Annotated in this window: 14 protein-coding genes; 8 read left to right on the plus strand and 6 right to left on the minus strand. The window is 62.1% G+C overall.

What is annotated here, in order from left to right; translation table 11 throughout:
• Window positions 1–50: 50 nt before the first annotated feature.
• The 4 genes from J3P90_RS10265 to J3P90_RS10280 all read right to left on the minus strand — a co-directional run bounded on the left by J3P90_RS10265 (window position 51) and on the right by J3P90_RS10280 (window position 3,990).
• Window positions 51–1,814, minus strand: a complete 1,764-nt coding sequence (locus J3P90_RS10265; protein WP_434559547.1) for an L-lactate permease — start codon at window positions 1,812–1,814, stop codon at window positions 51–53.
• Between the two features lie 243 nt (window positions 1,815–2,057).
• Window positions 2,058–2,393, minus strand: coding sequence for a DUF6124 family protein (locus J3P90_RS10270; RefSeq protein ID WP_434559545.1), 336 nt, complete (start codon window positions 2,391–2,393; stop codon window positions 2,058–2,060).
• A 418-nt stretch (window positions 2,394–2,811) separates the two neighbouring features.
• Entirely contained in the window at window positions 2,812–3,192 is a 381-nt protein-coding gene (locus J3P90_RS10275; RefSeq protein ID WP_420765910.1) for a RidA family protein, read from the minus strand.
• A gap of 114 nt (window positions 3,193–3,306) precedes the next feature.
• On the minus strand, window positions 3,307–3,990 hold the full coding sequence (locus J3P90_RS10280) for an SOS response-associated peptidase family protein (RefSeq protein ID WP_434606493.1): 684 nt from the start codon (window positions 3,988–3,990) through the stop codon (window positions 3,307–3,309).
• Between the two features lie 295 nt (window positions 3,991–4,285).
• On the opposite strand from J3P90_RS10280, the gene J3P90_RS10285 reads away from it, so the two are divergent.
• The 3 genes from J3P90_RS10285 (at window position 4,286) to J3P90_RS10295 (ending at window position 6,525) form a co-directional block, all read left to right on the plus strand.
• Window positions 4,286–5,461, plus strand: a complete 1,176-nt coding sequence (locus tag J3P90_RS10285; RefSeq protein WP_434676266.1) for a hypothetical protein — start codon at window positions 4,286–4,288, stop codon at window positions 5,459–5,461.
• Window positions 5,458–6,183 (plus strand): ferritin-like domain-containing protein, encoded by a 726-nt coding sequence (locus tag J3P90_RS10290; RefSeq protein WP_420765913.1) that lies wholly within the window; start codon window positions 5,458–5,460, stop codon window positions 6,181–6,183. Before J3P90_RS10285 ends, J3P90_RS10290 begins: the two co-directional genes overlap by 4 nt.
• 75 nt (window positions 6,184–6,258) lie before the next feature.
• Window positions 6,259–6,525, plus strand: a complete 267-nt coding sequence (locus J3P90_RS10295) for a hypothetical protein (protein ID WP_420765914.1) — start codon at window positions 6,259–6,261, stop codon at window positions 6,523–6,525.
• Between the two features lie 204 nt (window positions 6,526–6,729).
• Here J3P90_RS10295 and galE read toward each other — a convergent pair whose 3' ends face one another.
• Complete coding sequence (gene galE, locus J3P90_RS10300; protein WP_434676267.1) at window positions 6,730–7,776, minus strand: UDP-glucose 4-epimerase GalE; 1,047 nt, start codon at window positions 7,774–7,776, stop codon at window positions 6,730–6,732.
• A gap of 330 nt (window positions 7,777–8,106) precedes the next feature.
• Here galE and J3P90_RS10305 point away from each other — a divergent pair, with 330 nt between their 5' ends.
• From J3P90_RS10305 to J3P90_RS10325, 5 genes are all read left to right on the plus strand, one after another.
• Window positions 8,107–9,261 (plus strand): glycosyltransferase family 1 protein, encoded by a 1,155-nt coding sequence (locus J3P90_RS10305; protein ID WP_434676268.1) that lies wholly within the window; start codon window positions 8,107–8,109, stop codon window positions 9,259–9,261.
• Complete coding sequence (gene glf / locus J3P90_RS10310; protein ID WP_434676269.1) at window positions 9,249–10,430, plus strand: UDP-galactopyranose mutase; 1,182 nt, start codon at window positions 9,249–9,251, stop codon at window positions 10,428–10,430. Before J3P90_RS10305 ends, glf begins: the two co-directional genes overlap by 13 nt.
• Before the next feature lie 63 nt (window positions 10,431–10,493).
• Window positions 10,494–11,603, plus strand: a complete 1,110-nt coding sequence (locus J3P90_RS10315) for a beta-glucosidase (RefSeq protein WP_434676563.1) — start codon at window positions 10,494–10,496, stop codon at window positions 11,601–11,603.
• Window positions 11,600–13,366 (plus strand): ABC transporter ATP-binding protein, encoded by a 1,767-nt coding sequence (locus J3P90_RS10320; RefSeq protein WP_434559533.1) that lies wholly within the window; start codon window positions 11,600–11,602, stop codon window positions 13,364–13,366. The genes J3P90_RS10315 and J3P90_RS10320 overlap by 4 nt, the downstream gene beginning before the upstream one ends.
• 1,157 nt (window positions 13,367–14,523) lie before the next feature.
• Window positions 14,524–15,324: an aminoglycoside adenylyltransferase family protein gene (locus tag J3P90_RS10325; RefSeq protein WP_434676564.1), complete on the plus strand. Its 801-nt coding sequence runs from the start codon at window positions 14,524–14,526 to the stop codon at window positions 15,322–15,324.
• On the opposite strand, the gene J3P90_RS10330 is transcribed toward J3P90_RS10325, so the two are convergent.
• Window positions 15,321–16,226, minus strand: coding sequence for a LysR family transcriptional regulator (locus tag J3P90_RS10330; RefSeq protein ID WP_434676270.1), 906 nt, complete (start codon window positions 16,224–16,226; stop codon window positions 15,321–15,323). The two genes, J3P90_RS10325 and J3P90_RS10330, sit on opposite strands and share 4 nt — an antisense overlap.
• Between the last annotated feature and the right edge of the window lie 51 nt (window positions 16,227–16,277).

The raw sequence follows: 16,277 nt of genomic DNA on the forward strand, positions 1-16,277 counted from the left end.
CGAGGGGATGAATCCCCTCGCCACAATAGCCCCCGATCATGCCTCCTCTTTCAGCGTCCTCCCACCACCATGTGACTGAACGGCGCCACATACGCCTGCAATGTCACCAACCCGCCCACCAGAATCGCCAGTACCACCGAGTGGAAAAACACGTAGCGCAGGATTTCTCCTTCGTGGCCGTACCACCGTGTCGCGGTGGAAGCGACCACGATCGACTGGGCGTCGACCATCTTGCCCATCACCCCGCCTGAACTGTTCGCGGCAGCCATCAGCACCGGGCTGATCCCCAGCTGTTCCGCCGTGACCCGCTGCAGACCGCCGAACAGCACGTTGGAAGCGGTGTCCGAACCGGTCAGCGCCACGCCAAGCCAGCCCAGCAGGGTGCCGAACATCGGATAGAAGATGCCCGTCGCGGCGAACGCCAGGCCCATGGTGGCGTCCAGGCCCGAATAACGCGTGAGGAAACCCAACGCCAGCATCGCCACGATGGTGATCAGCGAATAGCGCACCACCCAGAGCGTTCGCAGGTATTGGCGCACCAGTTGCGGGATGGAATAACCCATCAGCAAGCCTCCCACGATTGCCGCCAGGAAGATGCCACTGCCGGTGGCGGTGAACCAGTTGAACTTGTAGACCGCTTCCTCGGTTTTAGGCTGGGGCACTACGGGCGGGACTTTTTCGATCTGTTGGTGGATGGTGCCGAAGGTCAACAGCGGCGAGAAGATCGGATTCGCCTCGCGCATCGGCTTGCCTTGGGGGTCGAGCCTGGCCGATTGCGTCTGCGGGTCGATGGCCGGGCGGGTGTCGAAAATGTTCTTGAAGCCCTGGGTGCCCCAGGCGAATACGAACACCGTGAGGATGATCCACGGCATCCAGGCGCGCAGCACGGCGGGTCGAGCGTCATTGGAAAACGCGGCGCTGGCCACTGGTGTTTGTTGTTCGCTGGCGTCAATCTTCGAGTCGTCGTGCCGGCCGGTCAGCGCCGCCGAGGTGTGAATCGTGGCCGGTTTCCAGATTTTGAGAAAACCGGCCAGGCAGGCCATGGATATCAGCGCGGCAATCACGTCCACCAACATCGGCCCGTGGTAGTTCGACACCAGAAACTGCGGAATAGCGAAGCTGACACCGGCCACCAGGATTGCGGGCCATACTTCAAGCATCTTGCGCCAGCCGGCGAACGCCCAGATCAGCCAGAACGGTACGATCACCGAGAAGAACGGCAATTGTCGGCCGACCATCATCGACAGCTCCATCTCATCCAGGCCGGTGACCTTGGCCAGTGTAATGATTGGGGTGCCCAGCGCGCCGAAGGCCACGGGAGCGGTGTTGGCGATCAATGCCAGGCCCGAAGCGGCCAGCGGCGAAAAGCCCAGCCCGATCAGGATCGCCCCGGTTACCGCCACCGGCGTGCCAAAACCCGCCGCGCCTTCGAAAAACGCGCCGAAACAAAAGGCGATCAACAGCAACTGCAAGCGGCGGTCATCGGTGATGCGCGCCAGGGAATCCTGCAGGACCTTGAACGAACCGTTCTCGGTGGTCAGTCGGTGCAGGAAGATAATGTTGAGCACGATCCAGCCGATGGGCAGCAGCCCGTTGGCCGCGCCATAAAGCGCCGCTGAACCGGCCATGTCGGCGGGCATGCCGAAGGCGAAAATCGCGATGAGCAACGCCGAGGCCAGGGCATACAGCGCCGCCAGGTGTGCCTTGACGTGAAAGAACGCCAGGGACGCCAGCATCACCACCACCGGGACCGCCGCCAGAAACGTCGACAGCACCGCATTACCGAAGGGATCGTAGACTTGTTGCCAGACCATGTTCCACCTCTGCTTTTTATTGTTGGAAGCGCAGGCCCCGGGGGGATTGGCAGAGAAGTATAGGCGGGGATTTGTCGCTGGATTGTCCGCGACTCCCTTTGTGGCGAGGGGATTTATCCCCGCTGGACTGCGCAGCAGTCCCAAGTTCTTTGCCATTGCAGAAATCTTGGGGCGGCTTCGCCACCCAGCGGGGCGGTGCGACGTTTCGCTAAATCCCCTCGCCACAAAGAGAATGTGCAACGGCTATCGCGCTTCGACGTTCTCCAGCGCGCGGTTGGCGAGCATCGCGCCCAGTTCGATCAACTGCAGGATGCCCAGGGCAACGTGTCGTCGCGAGCCGTCCAGGTCGAACGCCAGGTCGTTGATCATGGCATCGGCCGAGGCGAGGGTTTCGCTGAGGTTGGCGAGCAGGGCTTCGGTGTCGATGCCTTCATTCACGGTGAACAGCCGGCCTGGGTCAGTTTTCGATTGGCTGGACTTGGGCTTGAGGTAGAAGTCGAGGGCGCGGTCGGCGGCTTCGTCTAAGTCTTTCGAGTCGGCTGGATCGGTGTCGGGAGGGTTGGGGGTTACTTTGAACATAGTGAAGTTCTCATGTGGAATTTAGAGAAGCTTTCGCCCTCGCTACCAAACGAAGGGTGGCGGCCATACGAAGGTTGGTAGACCGGTCCACATGAACACCGGCGCGCCCGAAGACGCCCTACGCATGGCCACCATTGATACAGATGCGCAAGGGCACCTCAAAAGTGAAGCTGTGCGTCATATAGAAGCCGGGCTACCAAACCCGATCGCTGATGTTCAGCGACCGAGCAACAGTAAAGCCCGGCCCCAAGGCGCACAAGCCGGCGGATTCTGGCGTAGTTGTAGGTAAGGGCGCAAGGCGACGTAGCCCGAACCCGAAGGATCCTACAACCGAATAAACACAGCCCTCTGTAGGCTGAAAAGATGGGTTAACACAGAACCCGCCACAAAAGCACCTCGCTTGTTTGAGGTGTGCCGCTCAGCCCTTCGCCGCCATCGCCGTCACTTCCACCCGCATCCCTTCAACCGCCAACGCCGCCACGCCGACAGCCGCGCGCACGGGCCAGGGCTTGGCAAAAAAGCGTTTGTAGACTTCGTTGAAGGCCGCGCGGTCGGCCATGTCGGTGAGGTAGATGGTCAGGTGCAACACGCGGTCCATGGAACTGCCGGCGCGTTCCAACGCGGTCTTGAGTGCCTGCAACGTGCATTCGCTCTGCGCCGTGATATCGCCCAGTTCCAGGCTGCCGTCGGCGCGGGTGGGGATTTGCGTGGAAACCAGCAGGCCGCCGAAGCCGGCGACGTCGGATGAGATGGAGTCCGTGTCCGGGTCGGGAGTGAACGTGATGTCTGGGTTCGCCATGGAAGTCTCTTGCTCGTAAAAGAAAAAAAGCCAGTCACTTCAAAGCGACTGGCCCGCCAGTTTAGCGCCGATTATCGAGCTGTCAGCGATTTCCGCAACTGGGTCGGATAACGGTCACCGGCGACCCTGGACCATCCGCTTGGCGGTCAGCACGTGCTCCAGTTGCGGTTCGTCGACGGCCACGTGTGCGGCCATGTGTCGTGCCTGTTCCCAATCCAGGTCAGGGCGCAACCACTGGAGGGCGTTTTCGCCAGTGAAGGCCAGCAGTCGCTGCTGTTGATTGGCTATGTCGCCATAAGTCACCAAGGCCAGCCCGTCGCAACCGTTGGGCGTTTCACTGGCCTGGGCCAGGGCGGCGAGAAAGATGGGCGACGACTGCCGCGAAGTCGTATAGCTCAGACGGTTGGCCTGGGCGGGCGCGATGGTGTCCGAGGCGGCTTCATACCAGCCGTCCACCGCTACCAGGACGCGGCCGTCGCGCTTGATCCGGTCAAACACTTTGGAGCGCATCACCAGGTGCAAGGGCAGGTGGGTCAAGGGCGGCATCGTGCCCATCGACCAGACGGGCGACCACCCCCAGCGCACCTTGATGCTTTCCAGGCGCCCGCCACGGTTGCGGATGGCGCTGACCTGCATGTTCGGCTTGATCACGCTTTGTCGGTCATGAAGCGCGGGAGCCACCGCGGCGTGAAGGCTGTCGGCGGACAAGCTTGATTGGTTGGCGCCGAAGGGCTCGCGCTGGGCAAAGAACGCCAGGGAATCCTTGGAAGAAACAGGCTGAACGAAACATTCACACATCGCGAAAACTCCAGGCAGATTTGTACGACACCCCCCGCCGTGAAAGCCCTCGGACCGCTTCGTTTGCGGTGGGCTGCGGCGGTGTTATGTACCTCCGAGCCGGCGCGCCAGCCCTTGGTTCGAAAATCCTTGTCGCGACCTGATGAGCGGAAAATCAAGCGGCATTTCATCCACTTATGCGACCGCTCATCGTCTGCGTGGAGAGCTGCGCATTTCTCCAGGGTCGTTCGTTTTGTGCCCCAGCGCCGTTGCTTCGACGGTGCTTCGCGTGGCCTCTGATGAAGGAGATCGACCCATGACCAAAATCGATAATCTGCTGGATAACAAAGGGACGCCCCTCGACAAGCAGACCTTTACCTGGCGTGAGCTCGCCGGCAAACCGATCAGCAAACTGGACGACGATGCGTTCACCCGTGTGCGGGTGATATTGATGAACGGCGTCGAGTCCGACGCCCTGCGCCTCAAGCATTTCGGTGCGCGTTTCCACAAGGAGCTGCAGCTGCCCCTGGCTCAGGTCAGGCGTGCCGAACACCATCAGATGACGGCCATCAACTGGTTGCTGTCGGCGGATCATTCCCCCCTGGAAACCACCGTGGCCTACGAACAGGTCGCCATCGAAGTCACCGCCGCGGTGGCCCAGAACGAGCCGGATCCTTACCAGGCGCAGACATACCGCTTCGGTTTGCTGGAAGATTTCGACCACCTCTACCGTTACGCCGCGATGCTTGATCGCCTGGAAGGCAAGGACGCCAATAACATCCTGCAAGGCTACACGGACATCGTGCCCGGCCGGCCCACCAGCGAGCACCACCGCGCCCCCGGCGATGACCTTCGTGACAACTACCAGAAGGACAGCGCCGCACTGATCACCAAAATCCATGCCGCGCTGATTACCGGCGCGGAATACCAGACCCACGATTACTACATGAACATCGGCCCGCTGTTCGCTGACCCGGTGGCACGGGCGTTGTACGCCGAGATTGCCTCGGTGGAGGAACAGCACGTCACCCAGTACGGCTCGCTGCAGGACCCCAGCGAATCCTTCATGGAGAAGTGGCTGGTGCATGAGGCGATGGAGGTCTACACCTACGCCAGTTGCGCCGAGCAGGAAGAAAACCCGCGCATCAAAGCGATGTGGGAACGCTTCCTCGACTACGAACTGGGCCACTTGAACCTGGCCTGCGAGTTGTTCAAGAAGCACGAACGGCGCGATCCCGCCGAAATCCTGGCCGGTCCGCTGCCACGCATGATTGCCTTCAAGAGCCAGCGCGATTTTGTCCGCGAGACGTTGTCCCGGGAAGTCGACCTGCGCGCCCATGGCATCGACTACGTGCCCAAGGAGCGCGAAGCCCATGCGTCCCTCGACTACCGCGCCCAGCTCAACAGCGAAGGCGTGCCCGCCAACATCGCCTCGGCCGGCTACACCTTCAAGCCCGGCTCCGAACTCAACCCAGTGGGAGAACAGCAATGAGCGAACGCCAAGTCACCATCGGCATGAATCGTACCGGCACCCAGATGTCTCCCGAGGACACGGCTCGCCAACTGGAAGCCACCCGACTGTTCCCGGCGGACGTGCCTGGCGACATCAGCGACTACACCGCCGAACGCGAGCGCGCCATTCGCGAGGCCGACCTGATAGGCTCGGTGCCGGCGCCAGGCTCGGTCAAAGGCATGGTCAAGACCGCGTTGGACAAGACCATCGGCAAGGCGCCGGAAGTGTTGCTGGACAAGCTCGGCGAACGCCTGGCCTTCGAGCGCACCGGCGTGAGGCTGTATGAGGCGATGGTCGCCAAGGCCACGTCCGCGCCCGGTGCCGACCCAGCATTGGTGGAAACCTTGCGTCAGATCCAGGCCGAGGAACTGGAGCACATGAACATTGTGCGCGAAGCTATCGAAACCCTCGGCGGCGACCCGACGGCCATGACGCCTTGCGCGGACGTGGCGGGCGTCAAGGCCATGGGCGTGCTGCAAGTATTGACTGACCCACGCACAACCGTCTCGCAATCGATGAGCGCGATCCTGACCATCGAACTGGAAGACAACGCGGCTTGGGAACTGCTGATCGAGCTGGCGCACAAGGGTGGTCATCCGCTGATCGCCAAGCGCTTCGGCCATGCGCTGGAACAGGAGGAAACGCACTTGGCCACGGTGCGCAACTTCATCAAGCAAGACCTGCTTGCGCAAGTGAGCTGAGCTTGCTTGTAACTGGCTCCACCCTGGTTGACCCGGGGTGGGCCGCTGGTTCGAACTTCAAAAGGACAACCGCCCGTGAGTGAAACCGACCTTGAGATGGAATTGAAAGCCTGGCGGCTTTTGCTCGAAGACGACGCGTATCGCCTGGACTTTCCCGAGGATTATCGCGACACGCTGATTCGGCGCGCCGATGAATTGGTGTTGCATCAATTTATCAGCCTGGAGGACTGGCAACTGCTCAAAGATGCGGCCGATCAGGCGTATCAGCAGACCGTGGAGATGCTTTCGAGGAACCAGCGCGATTGTTTGAATGTGAAGGGGATGCGGTTGCCTGGTGGCTGAATGCGAGGGCCTCGTCGCGAGCAGGCTCGCTCCCACACTCGTCCTTCAGCAGCAGCGCAACCGACGTCAACACTGCCCCCTGTGGGAGCGAGCCTGCTCGCGATGAGGCCGGTACATCCAGCATATTCCTTCACTGAAACCCCGCCATCGTCGGATCGCCGCACGGAGCAGGCTCGCTCCCACATTGGATCTCCCCATTTGGATTCATCCCTGTTCAACACTCGGCCAGACCACCTCCTTGCGCTCGGCCCGAGGGAAGTTCAGGCACTGCCAGCGCCAGGCATCCTCCAGCATCCGCTCAAGCCCATGACGGGCGCTCCAGCCCAGTTGTTCGGCGGCCCTGCCAGGGTCGGCCCAGCACCGGGCGATATCGCCCGGGCGACGCGCCTCAAAGGCCAGCGGCACCGTCTCACCGGTCACGCGCTCGAACGCGCTGACCACCTCCAGCACCGAATAACCACGCCCAGTGCCCAGGTTCCAGATGTGTACACCGGTCTGCCCACGCAGAAACTCCAGCGCCCGCAGATGTCCCTCGGCCAGGTCTACCACATGGACATAATCCCTGATCCCCGTGCCGTCCGGCGTCGGGTAGTCGGAACCGAATATCCGCAGCACCTCCCGCTCACCGTTGGCTACCTGCAACAGGTACGGCAAAAGGTTGTTGGGCGTCTGCGTCGGCGTCTCTCCCAGTAGGCCGGAGCAATGGGCGCCGATGGGATTGAAATAGCGCAGCAGGCCGATGGACCAACGAGAGTCCGAATTCGCGGTGCAACGCATGACATGCTCGGCCATCAGCTTCGACTGGCCATAAGGGTTGGTCGGCTGTCCCGTTGGGCAGGTCTCGGCGATGGGCATCTGTGGGCAATCGCCATAGACCGTCGCCGATGAACTGAACACCAGGTTGAACACGCCGGCTTCGGCCATGGCCTGGCACAGCGTCACGCTGCCACTGACGTTGGTATCGAAATATCGCAGCGGCTCGCGCACGCTTTCGCCCACGGCCTTGAGCCCGGCGCAGTGAACGACGGCTTCGATGGGGTATTCCTTGAACACGTTATCCAGCGCCCGTCGGTTGCGCACGTCGGCATAGACAAAACCGGGCTCGCGTCCCGTCACGTCCGCAATGCGCTGCAGTGTCCCCCGGAAGCTGTTGCAGAGATTGTCCAGGATCAGCACCCCGTTGCCCTGGTTCATCAACTCGACCGCCACATGGGCACCTATGTAGCCCGCACCACCTGTTACCAGAATCATCACTCAATCCCTCTCGGTTGTCCCTGTCCTGATGTCTCATGGGCGAGACACTCGGCGTTGATCGGCGGTCTCGCTTCGGCAGTGGTGCGCGTGGGAGACATCAGCCTGTTCTGTTGAGTGTGGTGGTGTGCGTCAGGAGTTCAGAGCAGTTGACTGATCGGTGCGTGCAGTTTGTCGGCTGGCTTCAACAAGTTTTGGAACGGCTTTGGAACCGGTTTTCTCCAACGTCCACAAGGCCAAGCGCGAGGGGAGTCTTCAGGTCTTGTTTGCCAGGCGGCCAGCGCCAGATTCCGGTGGGCCCAGCATCGATCTCTAGAAAAGGAACGTCACATGAATCAACAAGAACAACTTCACCCCAAGCAGAGCGCCGCTTCCACCACGAGCCTGCGACCCACGCTGTTGTGCCTGTCACATTTGCGCTGGGGTTTCGTCTACCAACGGCCCCAGCACGTGATGTCGCGATTGGCCAGGGACTACGACGTTCTGTTCTTCGAGGAGCCGATTTTCGAAGGGCGGCAGACCGCGCACCTGGAACACTATGGGGTGGCCGAGGGCGTGACGGTGCTGGTGCCCAGGCTTCCGGAAGGGCTGGATGAAGCTCAGGTGATCGATGCCCAGCGCGAGCTGCTGGACGCCTGGCTGGCGCAACACTGGCCGAGTGAGCTGATGCTCTGGTACCTCACGCCCATGAGCCAGGTCTTCACCGATCACCTGGAGGCTAACGTGGTGATTTTCGATTGCATGGACGAGCTCTCGGCCTTCAAGTTCGCCCCGCCCGCGCTGGTGGAAATGGAGCGGCGGTTGATGGCAAAGGCCAACGTGGTGTTCACCGGCGGCTACAGCCTGTGGGAGGCCAAACGCCAGCACCATGACAACGTCCACGCCATGCCCAGCAGCGTTGATGTAGCGCACTTTGCCGCGGCCCGACAGCCGATTCCGGACCCGGCGGACCAGGCCGCGATTGCTCATCCGCGGCTGGGGTTCTTCGGGGTCATCGACGAGCGTTTCGATATCGACCTGGTGAGGGAACTGGCTACCCAACGCCCCGAGTGGCAGATCGTGCTGATCGGGCCAGTGGTCAAGATCGATCCGGCTACATTGCCGCGCTCGCCTAATATTCATTATCTGGGCGCCAAGCAATATGAGGAGTTGCCCGCTTACCTGGCGGGTTGGGACGTAGCGTTGATGCCGTTCGCCCTGAACGAATCCACGCGCTTCATCAGCCCCACCAAGACGCCCGAATACCTGGCGGGCGGTTGCCCGGTGGTATCCACGCCGATCCGTGATGTCGTCAACGGCTACGGCGGCAGTGGCGTCGTTGCCATTGCTGATTCACCCCAGGCATTCATCGAGGCGATCCAGGCCGCGCTGGACCTGCGCACCCAGCCAGGCGTGATTGCGCAGTACGCCGATCAAGCCCTGGACGGCATGTCCTGGGACAAGACGTGCGCAATGATGAAGGAGCAGATCGAATGCCAACGATAACCCTCGAGACCCTGGACAACTCACTCGATGCCACGCCGTACGACTACCTGATCGTCGGCGCCGGTTTTGCCGGCAGCGTACTGGCCGAGCGACTGGCCGATGGGTTGGGCAAGCGCGTCCTGCTGATCGATCGTCGCGATCACATTGGCGGCAACGCCTACGACCATCTGGATGAGGCGGGGGTGCTGGTCCATCGCTACGGCCCGCATATCTTCCACACCAACGCCCAGCGCATTATCGATTACCTGTCGCGGTTCACCGAATGGCGGCCCTATGAACATCGGGTCCTGGCCCAGGTCGACGGCCACCAGGTGCCGATTCCGATCAACCTGACCACCCTCAACACGCTGTTCGGCTTGTCCATGGATGAAGCCCAGGCCGAGGCGTTCCTGGCGCAGCGGGCGGAGCCGGTCGAGACGATCCGTACCTCCGAGGACGTGGTCATCAACCAGATCGGTCAGGAGTTGTACGAGAAATTCTTTCGCGGCTACACCCGCAAACAATGGGGCCTGGACCCTTCGCAGCTGGACAAATCGGTAACCTCGCGAGTGCCGACACGCACCAACACGGACGATCGGTATTTCACCGACCAGTTCCAGATGATGCCCTTGCACGGCTACACGCGAATGTTCGAGCGCATGCTCGACCATCCGAACATCGATGTGCTGCTGTCCACCGATTTCAGGGCTGTGCGCCAGCGCATTCCACATCGCGAACTGGTCTATTGCGGGCCCATCGATGAGTACTTCGACCACTGCTTCGGTCGGCTGCCGTACCGCTCGTTGCGTTTCCAGCACGAAACCATGGATCAGGAGCAGTTTCAGCCGGTGGCGGTGGTCAATTACCCGGACGAGGCCGTGCCCTACACGCGTATCACCGAGTACAAGCACCTCACCGGCCAGCAACACCCGCGCACCAGCGTGACCTACGAATTTCCCTGCTCCGACGGTGACCCGTACTACCCGGTTCCGCGTCCGGAGAATGCCGAGTTGTACAAGCGGTACAAGGCGTTGGCCGATGAAACGCCGGGGGTGACTTTTCTCGGGCGGCTGGGCACCTACAAGTACTACAACATGGATCAGGTGGTAGGGCAGGCGCTCGCGTTGTACCAGCGTATCGCCGAGCAAGAGGGTGTTCAGGCGAAGGCCCACGAGGTCGAGCCAGGTTGATGCCTGGCTCCGCCTTTGCGTACAGGAGACCGCAACGTGCAGGACAGGATCTTCAGCAGTTTCATGATGGCCGGCTACGAGTGCTCCACCCAGCGCCGCGCCGATGGGCGCCGATTGGACATGCTCGCGGCGACTCGCCACGACCGCTGGGCAGGCGAGGATTATCGCCAGCTCGCCAGGTTGGGCATCCGTTGCGCCAGGGATGGCCTGCGCTGGCATCTGATCGAGCGGCAACCGGGCCGTTACGACTGGAGCAGCTTCCTGCCGATGCTGCGCGCCGCCCGGCGTTGCGATGTGCAAGTGGTATGGGACTTGTGTCATTACGGCTATCCCGACGACCTGGACATCTGGCGCCCCGCTTTCGTGGAGCGGTTTGCCCGCTTCTGCGCCGCCGTGGCGCGGTTGATGCGCGAGGAGGGGATCGAGGTCCCGTTCTACTCGCCGATCAACGAGATTTCTTTCTGGAGCTGGGCCGGCGGCGACGTCGGTTATTTCAACCCAGGCGCGCAGCGTCGGGGTACTGAACTCAAGCATCAGTTGGTGCGCGCAAGCATCGCGGCCATCGAAGCGATTCGAGAGGTCACGCCCGGTGCGCGGTTCGTCCAGTGCGATCCACTGATCAACGTACTGTCCTCGACTCGGCGAGCCGAGGACATCGAGGCCGCCGAGGCGTATCGACAATCCCAGTTCGAGGCCTGGGACCTGCTGACCGGCAGAAGCTGGCCGGGGCTGGGCGGACGAGAGGAGTACCTGGATATCGTCGGGGTGAACTTCTATCCCCATAACCAGTGGTTCCTCCATGGCAATCGGATCGAGCCGGGCAGCCCCGAATATCGCCCGTTGGTGGGCATGCTCAGCGAGGTCCACCAGCGCTACCGCAGGCCGATGCTACTGTCGGAAACCGGTGCCGAAGACACCGCCCGTGTTCCGTGGTTGAACTACATCGGCGAGCAACTGGCGCTGGCCATCGAGCGGAAAATTCCGATGGAGGGAATGTGTTGGTATCCGTTTCTCGATTACCCGGGCTGGGACGATGACCGCTACTGTCCCACCGGTGTGTTCGGTTATGCCGACAATGAGGGAAGCCGCGCGTCCTTCCATCCACTGCTGGTGGCGATCACCGCGTTGCAGGCGCGCTTCGCCTCACCCGTGGCGACGGCACAAGTGCCATGAACAGCCAGCAACCCCATGGGCTGCCGTTGCCCAATACGGCGATCGCTTTTCTCTGGCGCTACGTCACCCTCAGGCCGTGGCATTTCGCGACCTTGTTTTTGCTGATTATCGGCGCCGCGAGCTGCGCCGTGGCGGTGCAGTTCGGTATGAAGCTGTTGGTGGACGCGATGGCCCAGGGCAGGGAGGCCGCCGGGCATGTGTGGCTGCCGTTCACGGTGTTCATTGCCTTGATCGTGATTGAAAACGTGTTCTGGCGCTCCGGTGGTTACCTGGGTTGTCGGACGGTGGTCGCCAGTTGCGCGGATCTGCGCATCGACCTGTTCAATCACCTGACGGGCCATCCAATGCGCTATTTCTCCCAGCATTTTGCCGGGGCCCTGGCCAATCGGATTTCCTCGGCGGGCGCCGCGGCTGGGTCCATCTACGGTGGGCTGGCCTGGAAAATCATCCCGCCTTGCGTCGATTTCATCGGGGCCGTGGTGGTGTTGTTCACCGTGCGACTTTCCATGGGCATCGCGTTGATTGGCGCCGTGGTCGTGGTGGCAACCTTGATCACAGTGATGGGCCTGCGAGGCCGCAGTCGCCACATCGACTTCGCGTCCCAGGCCGCGCGCGTCGGCGGCGAGCTGGTGGACCAGGTTTCCAACGTCTGGACGATCAAGGCTTTCTCCGCCCGGCATCGGGAACGGCGTCGACTGGAGCAAGCGATAGGTGTCGAGGCCAAGGCTCAACGCCGCAGTTGGATCTACCTTGAAAAAGCCCGAGTCCTGCATGACATTTGCCTGTCGATCATGGCCGGCGGCATGCTCGGCTGGTCGATCCTGTTGTGGCAGGACGGGCAGATCACCCCGGGCGATGTGGTGATGGTCAGTGCATTGTCGTTTCGCATCCTGCACGGCTCGCGGGACCTGGCCCTGGCTTTGGTGGATACTTCGCAGCAAATGGGCGTGATCGCCGAGACCCTGCGCATCATCGTCCAGCCGCACGCCCTCAGCGACACCCCGGCAGAACTGGCGCCGGGGCGCGGCAACATTCGCTTTATCGACGTCAGCTACAGCTACGCCGACGGTCGGGGTGCGATCAAGCACCTGTTCCTCGATATTCCCGCCGGACAGAAAGTCGGCATTGTCGGCCCTTCAGGGGCGGGCAAGTCGACGCTGGTCAGTCTGGTCCAGCGCCTTGACGATGTGCGCAGCGGGGTGATCCTGATCGATGACCGGGACGTGCGCTCGGTCAGCCAGGACAGCCTGCGCAGACAGATCGCCGTGGTGCCCCAGGAACCGGCGCTGTTCAATCGCACCATCTACGAGAACATCGCCTATGGTCAGCCCGATGCCACCGAGGAACAGGTGATCGACGCGGCCCGCCATGCCTATTGCGAAGAGTTCATCCGTGGCCTGCCGGACGGGTTCAATACCCTGGTGGGTGAGCGCGGCGTGATGTTATCGGGCGGTCAGCGCCAGCGCCTGGGGTTGGCGCGGGCGTTCCTGAAAAACGCGCCGATCCTGATCCTCGACGAAGCCACCTCGGCCCTGGACACGGAATCGGAAGCCAAGGTGCAAATGGCCCTGGACGACCTGATGCGCGGCCGCACCGTACTGGCAGTGGCCCATCGGTTGTCGACGGTCGCAAGATTCGATCGGATCCTGGTGCTGCAGGCCGGAAGAATCGTCCAGGACGGCGCGCCCGATGAACTGCGCCAACGCGCAGGGCCGTTCCAAACGCTGTGGCAGGCCCAGGGGATGGAGTTGGGCAAGCGCTAGCGCCTCAAATTTGCCACCGCAGGGCAGTGTTGTTTGTTGAATTTGGCCACACCGCAGGACCTATTGTGGGAGCGAGCCCTGCTCGCGATAGCGGTGGTTCAGCTTGCAGAGATGTTGGATGTACCGCCGCCATCGCGAGCAAGCTCGCTCCCACAGCGGGGCAGTGTTGTTTGTTGAATTTAGCCACACCGCAGGACCTATTGTGGGAGCGAGCCCTGCTCGCGATAGGGGTGGTTCAGCTTGCAGAGATGTTGGATGTACTGTCGCCATCGCGAGCAAGCTCGCTCCCACAGGGTGCAGTGTTGTTTGTTGAATTTGGCCACACCGCAGGACCTATTGTGGGAGCGAGCTTGCTCGCGATAGGGGTGGTTCAGCTTGCAGAGATGTTGGATGTGCGGCCGCCATCGCGAGCAGGCTCGCTCCCGCAGGGGGGCAGTGTTGTGTGTTGAATCTGGCCACACCGCAGAACCTGTTGTGGGAGCGAGCCCTGCTCGCGATAGCGGTGGTTCAGCTTGCAGAGATGTTGGATGTGCCGCCGCCATCGCGAGCAGGCTCGCTCCCACAGGGGGGCAGTGTTGTGTCTTGAATTTGGCCACACCGCAGGACCTGTTGTGGGAGCGAGCCCTGCTCGCGATAGCGGTGGTTCAGCTTGCAGAGATGTCGGATGTGCCGCCGCCATCGCGAGCAGGCTCGCTCCCACAGGGGGGCAGTGTTGTTTGTTGAATTTGGCCACACCGCAGAACCTATTGTGGGAGCGAGCCCTGCTCGCGATAGCGGTGGTTCAGCTTATGGAGATGTTGGATGTGCCGCCGCCATCGCGAGCAGGCTCGCTCCCACAGGGGGCAGTGTTGTGTGTTGAATCTGGCCACACCGCAGAACCTGTTGTGGGAGCGAGCCCTGCTCGCGATAGCGGTGGTTCAGCTTGCAGAGATGTTGGATGTGCCACCGCCATCGCGAGCAAGCTCGCTCCCACAGGGGGCAGTGTTGTTTGTTGAATTTGGCCACACCGCAGAACCTATTGTGGGAGCGAGCTTGCTCGCGATAGCGGTGGTTCAGCTTGAAAAAACAGCCTGGGAAGTGGCCGGAAGATGCTTGCCCTCGCAGGGGCAGTTGGGAAAGACTGACGCATTTCCATGCCACGCGACGAGTGCTTATGACTGTCCGATCAGCTACTGAAAATCACCTCACAAGTTTCCCGTGCGCTCGAGGTGCTGAAGCGTCATCTTGGTCAGGGACTGCGCGCCGTCGTCTTGTTCGGTTCAGCGGTGGACGGTGGGCTCAAGCCCAACAGCGACATCGATCTGTTGGTGTTGGTCGACCTGCGATTGCCTGACTCCGTGAGGCATGGGCTGATGAAGGATCTGCTGACCGTCTCGGCCTGGCCGCCGACCGATTCGCTCCGGCCGTTGGAGGTGACAGTGGTCGCCCTGGATGCGATCGTCCCGTGGCGATATCCGCCGGTACGCGAGTTCCAGTTCGGGGAGTGGTTGCGCGAGGACTTGCAGGCCGGGCATTTCGAGCCTGCCATGAAGGACCACGACCTGGCCATCCTGTTGACCAAGGCAATGCAGCACAGTGTTTGCCTGTTCGGCGCCCCTATCGATGAAACGCTCAGCCCAGTGCCGGCGGCTGATCTGAGGCGGGCGTTGTACGACACCACCACGCAATGGAATGAAGACACCGATTGGCACGATGAACAGTGCAACGTGGTACTGGCATTGGCGCGCATCTGGCTCACCCTCGAAACAGGCACCATCGCGCCCAAGGACCAGGCGGCCGCATGGCTCCTGGAACGTTTGCCCCTGGCCCATCGGTCCGTGCTGGAAACGGCCCGCGCCGTCTATCTGGGGTGGGCGGCAGATGATCTTGCTGGCAAACCCCGACAGGTGAGGGCGTATGTGGAGCATGCGCGACAGGAGATTGACCGGCTCTATTCCCGGCTGCGCACCGACGTCTAACCGCCCCGGTTCTCATTGACAAAGTCCACGAACGCCCGCAGCGGCGAGGGTAGGTAGCGGCGGCCGGGGTAGTAGAGGAACGGCCCGGTGAAATGCTGCCACCAGGGTTCGAGTACCGGTTCGAGCAGGCCGCTGTCCAGGTGTGGCCGCAGCCAGTCCTCGAACAAATGAACGATGCCCATCCCATCCACCGCCGCCTGCACCGCCAGGTCCATGGCGCCGCCGATGCGCACGATCAACGGGCCGTTCGGCTCGACGCTGATGGTTTCCCCGTCCCGTTCGTACTCCCAGAGCGGTAGGGCCCCGCTGGGAAACTTGCCGGCCAGGCAGGCGTGCCGCAGCAGGTCCCGCGGGTGCTCGGGTCGGCCACGGGCGTCGAGGTATGCCGGTGAGGCGGCGGTGGCGAAGCGCTGCAAGCGTGGGCCGATGGGAATGGCGATCATGTCCTGCTCAAGGCGTTCGTCGTAGCGAATGCCGGCGTCACACCCGGCCGCGAGCATGTCGACGAAACTTTCCTCGGTGACCACTTCGAGGCGGATGTCAGGGTAGCTTTTGAGGAACGGCGCGATGATCGCGGGCAGCACCAGCCGGGCGGCGCTGACCGGTACGTTCAGCCTGAGGGTGCCCGAGGGACGATCACGAAAATCGTTGACCACGTCCAGCGCGGATTCCACCTCGCCCAAGGCCGGCACGATGCGTTCCATCAGGCGCGCGCCGGCCTCGGTCGGCACCACGCTACGGGTGGTGCGGTTGAGCAGGCGCACGCCGAGCCGGCTTTCGATGCGTCGCACGGCATCGCTGAGGCTGGAGGCGGATTTGCCGCTGATCCGCGCGCCTTCACGAAACCCGCCCGCGTTCACCACCGCCACGAAGGACAGCAAGTCCTGGATATTTGTCGCCATTGTTCTCTCCACCGTACAGCCCGTTCAGATTGCACCTGATTATCAGCGGAG

Origin of the sequence: Pseudomonas sp. D3-10 (genome assembly GCF_051132175.1) — a bacterium.
GTDB lineage: Bacteria > Pseudomonadota > Gammaproteobacteria > Pseudomonadales > Pseudomonadaceae > Aquipseudomonas.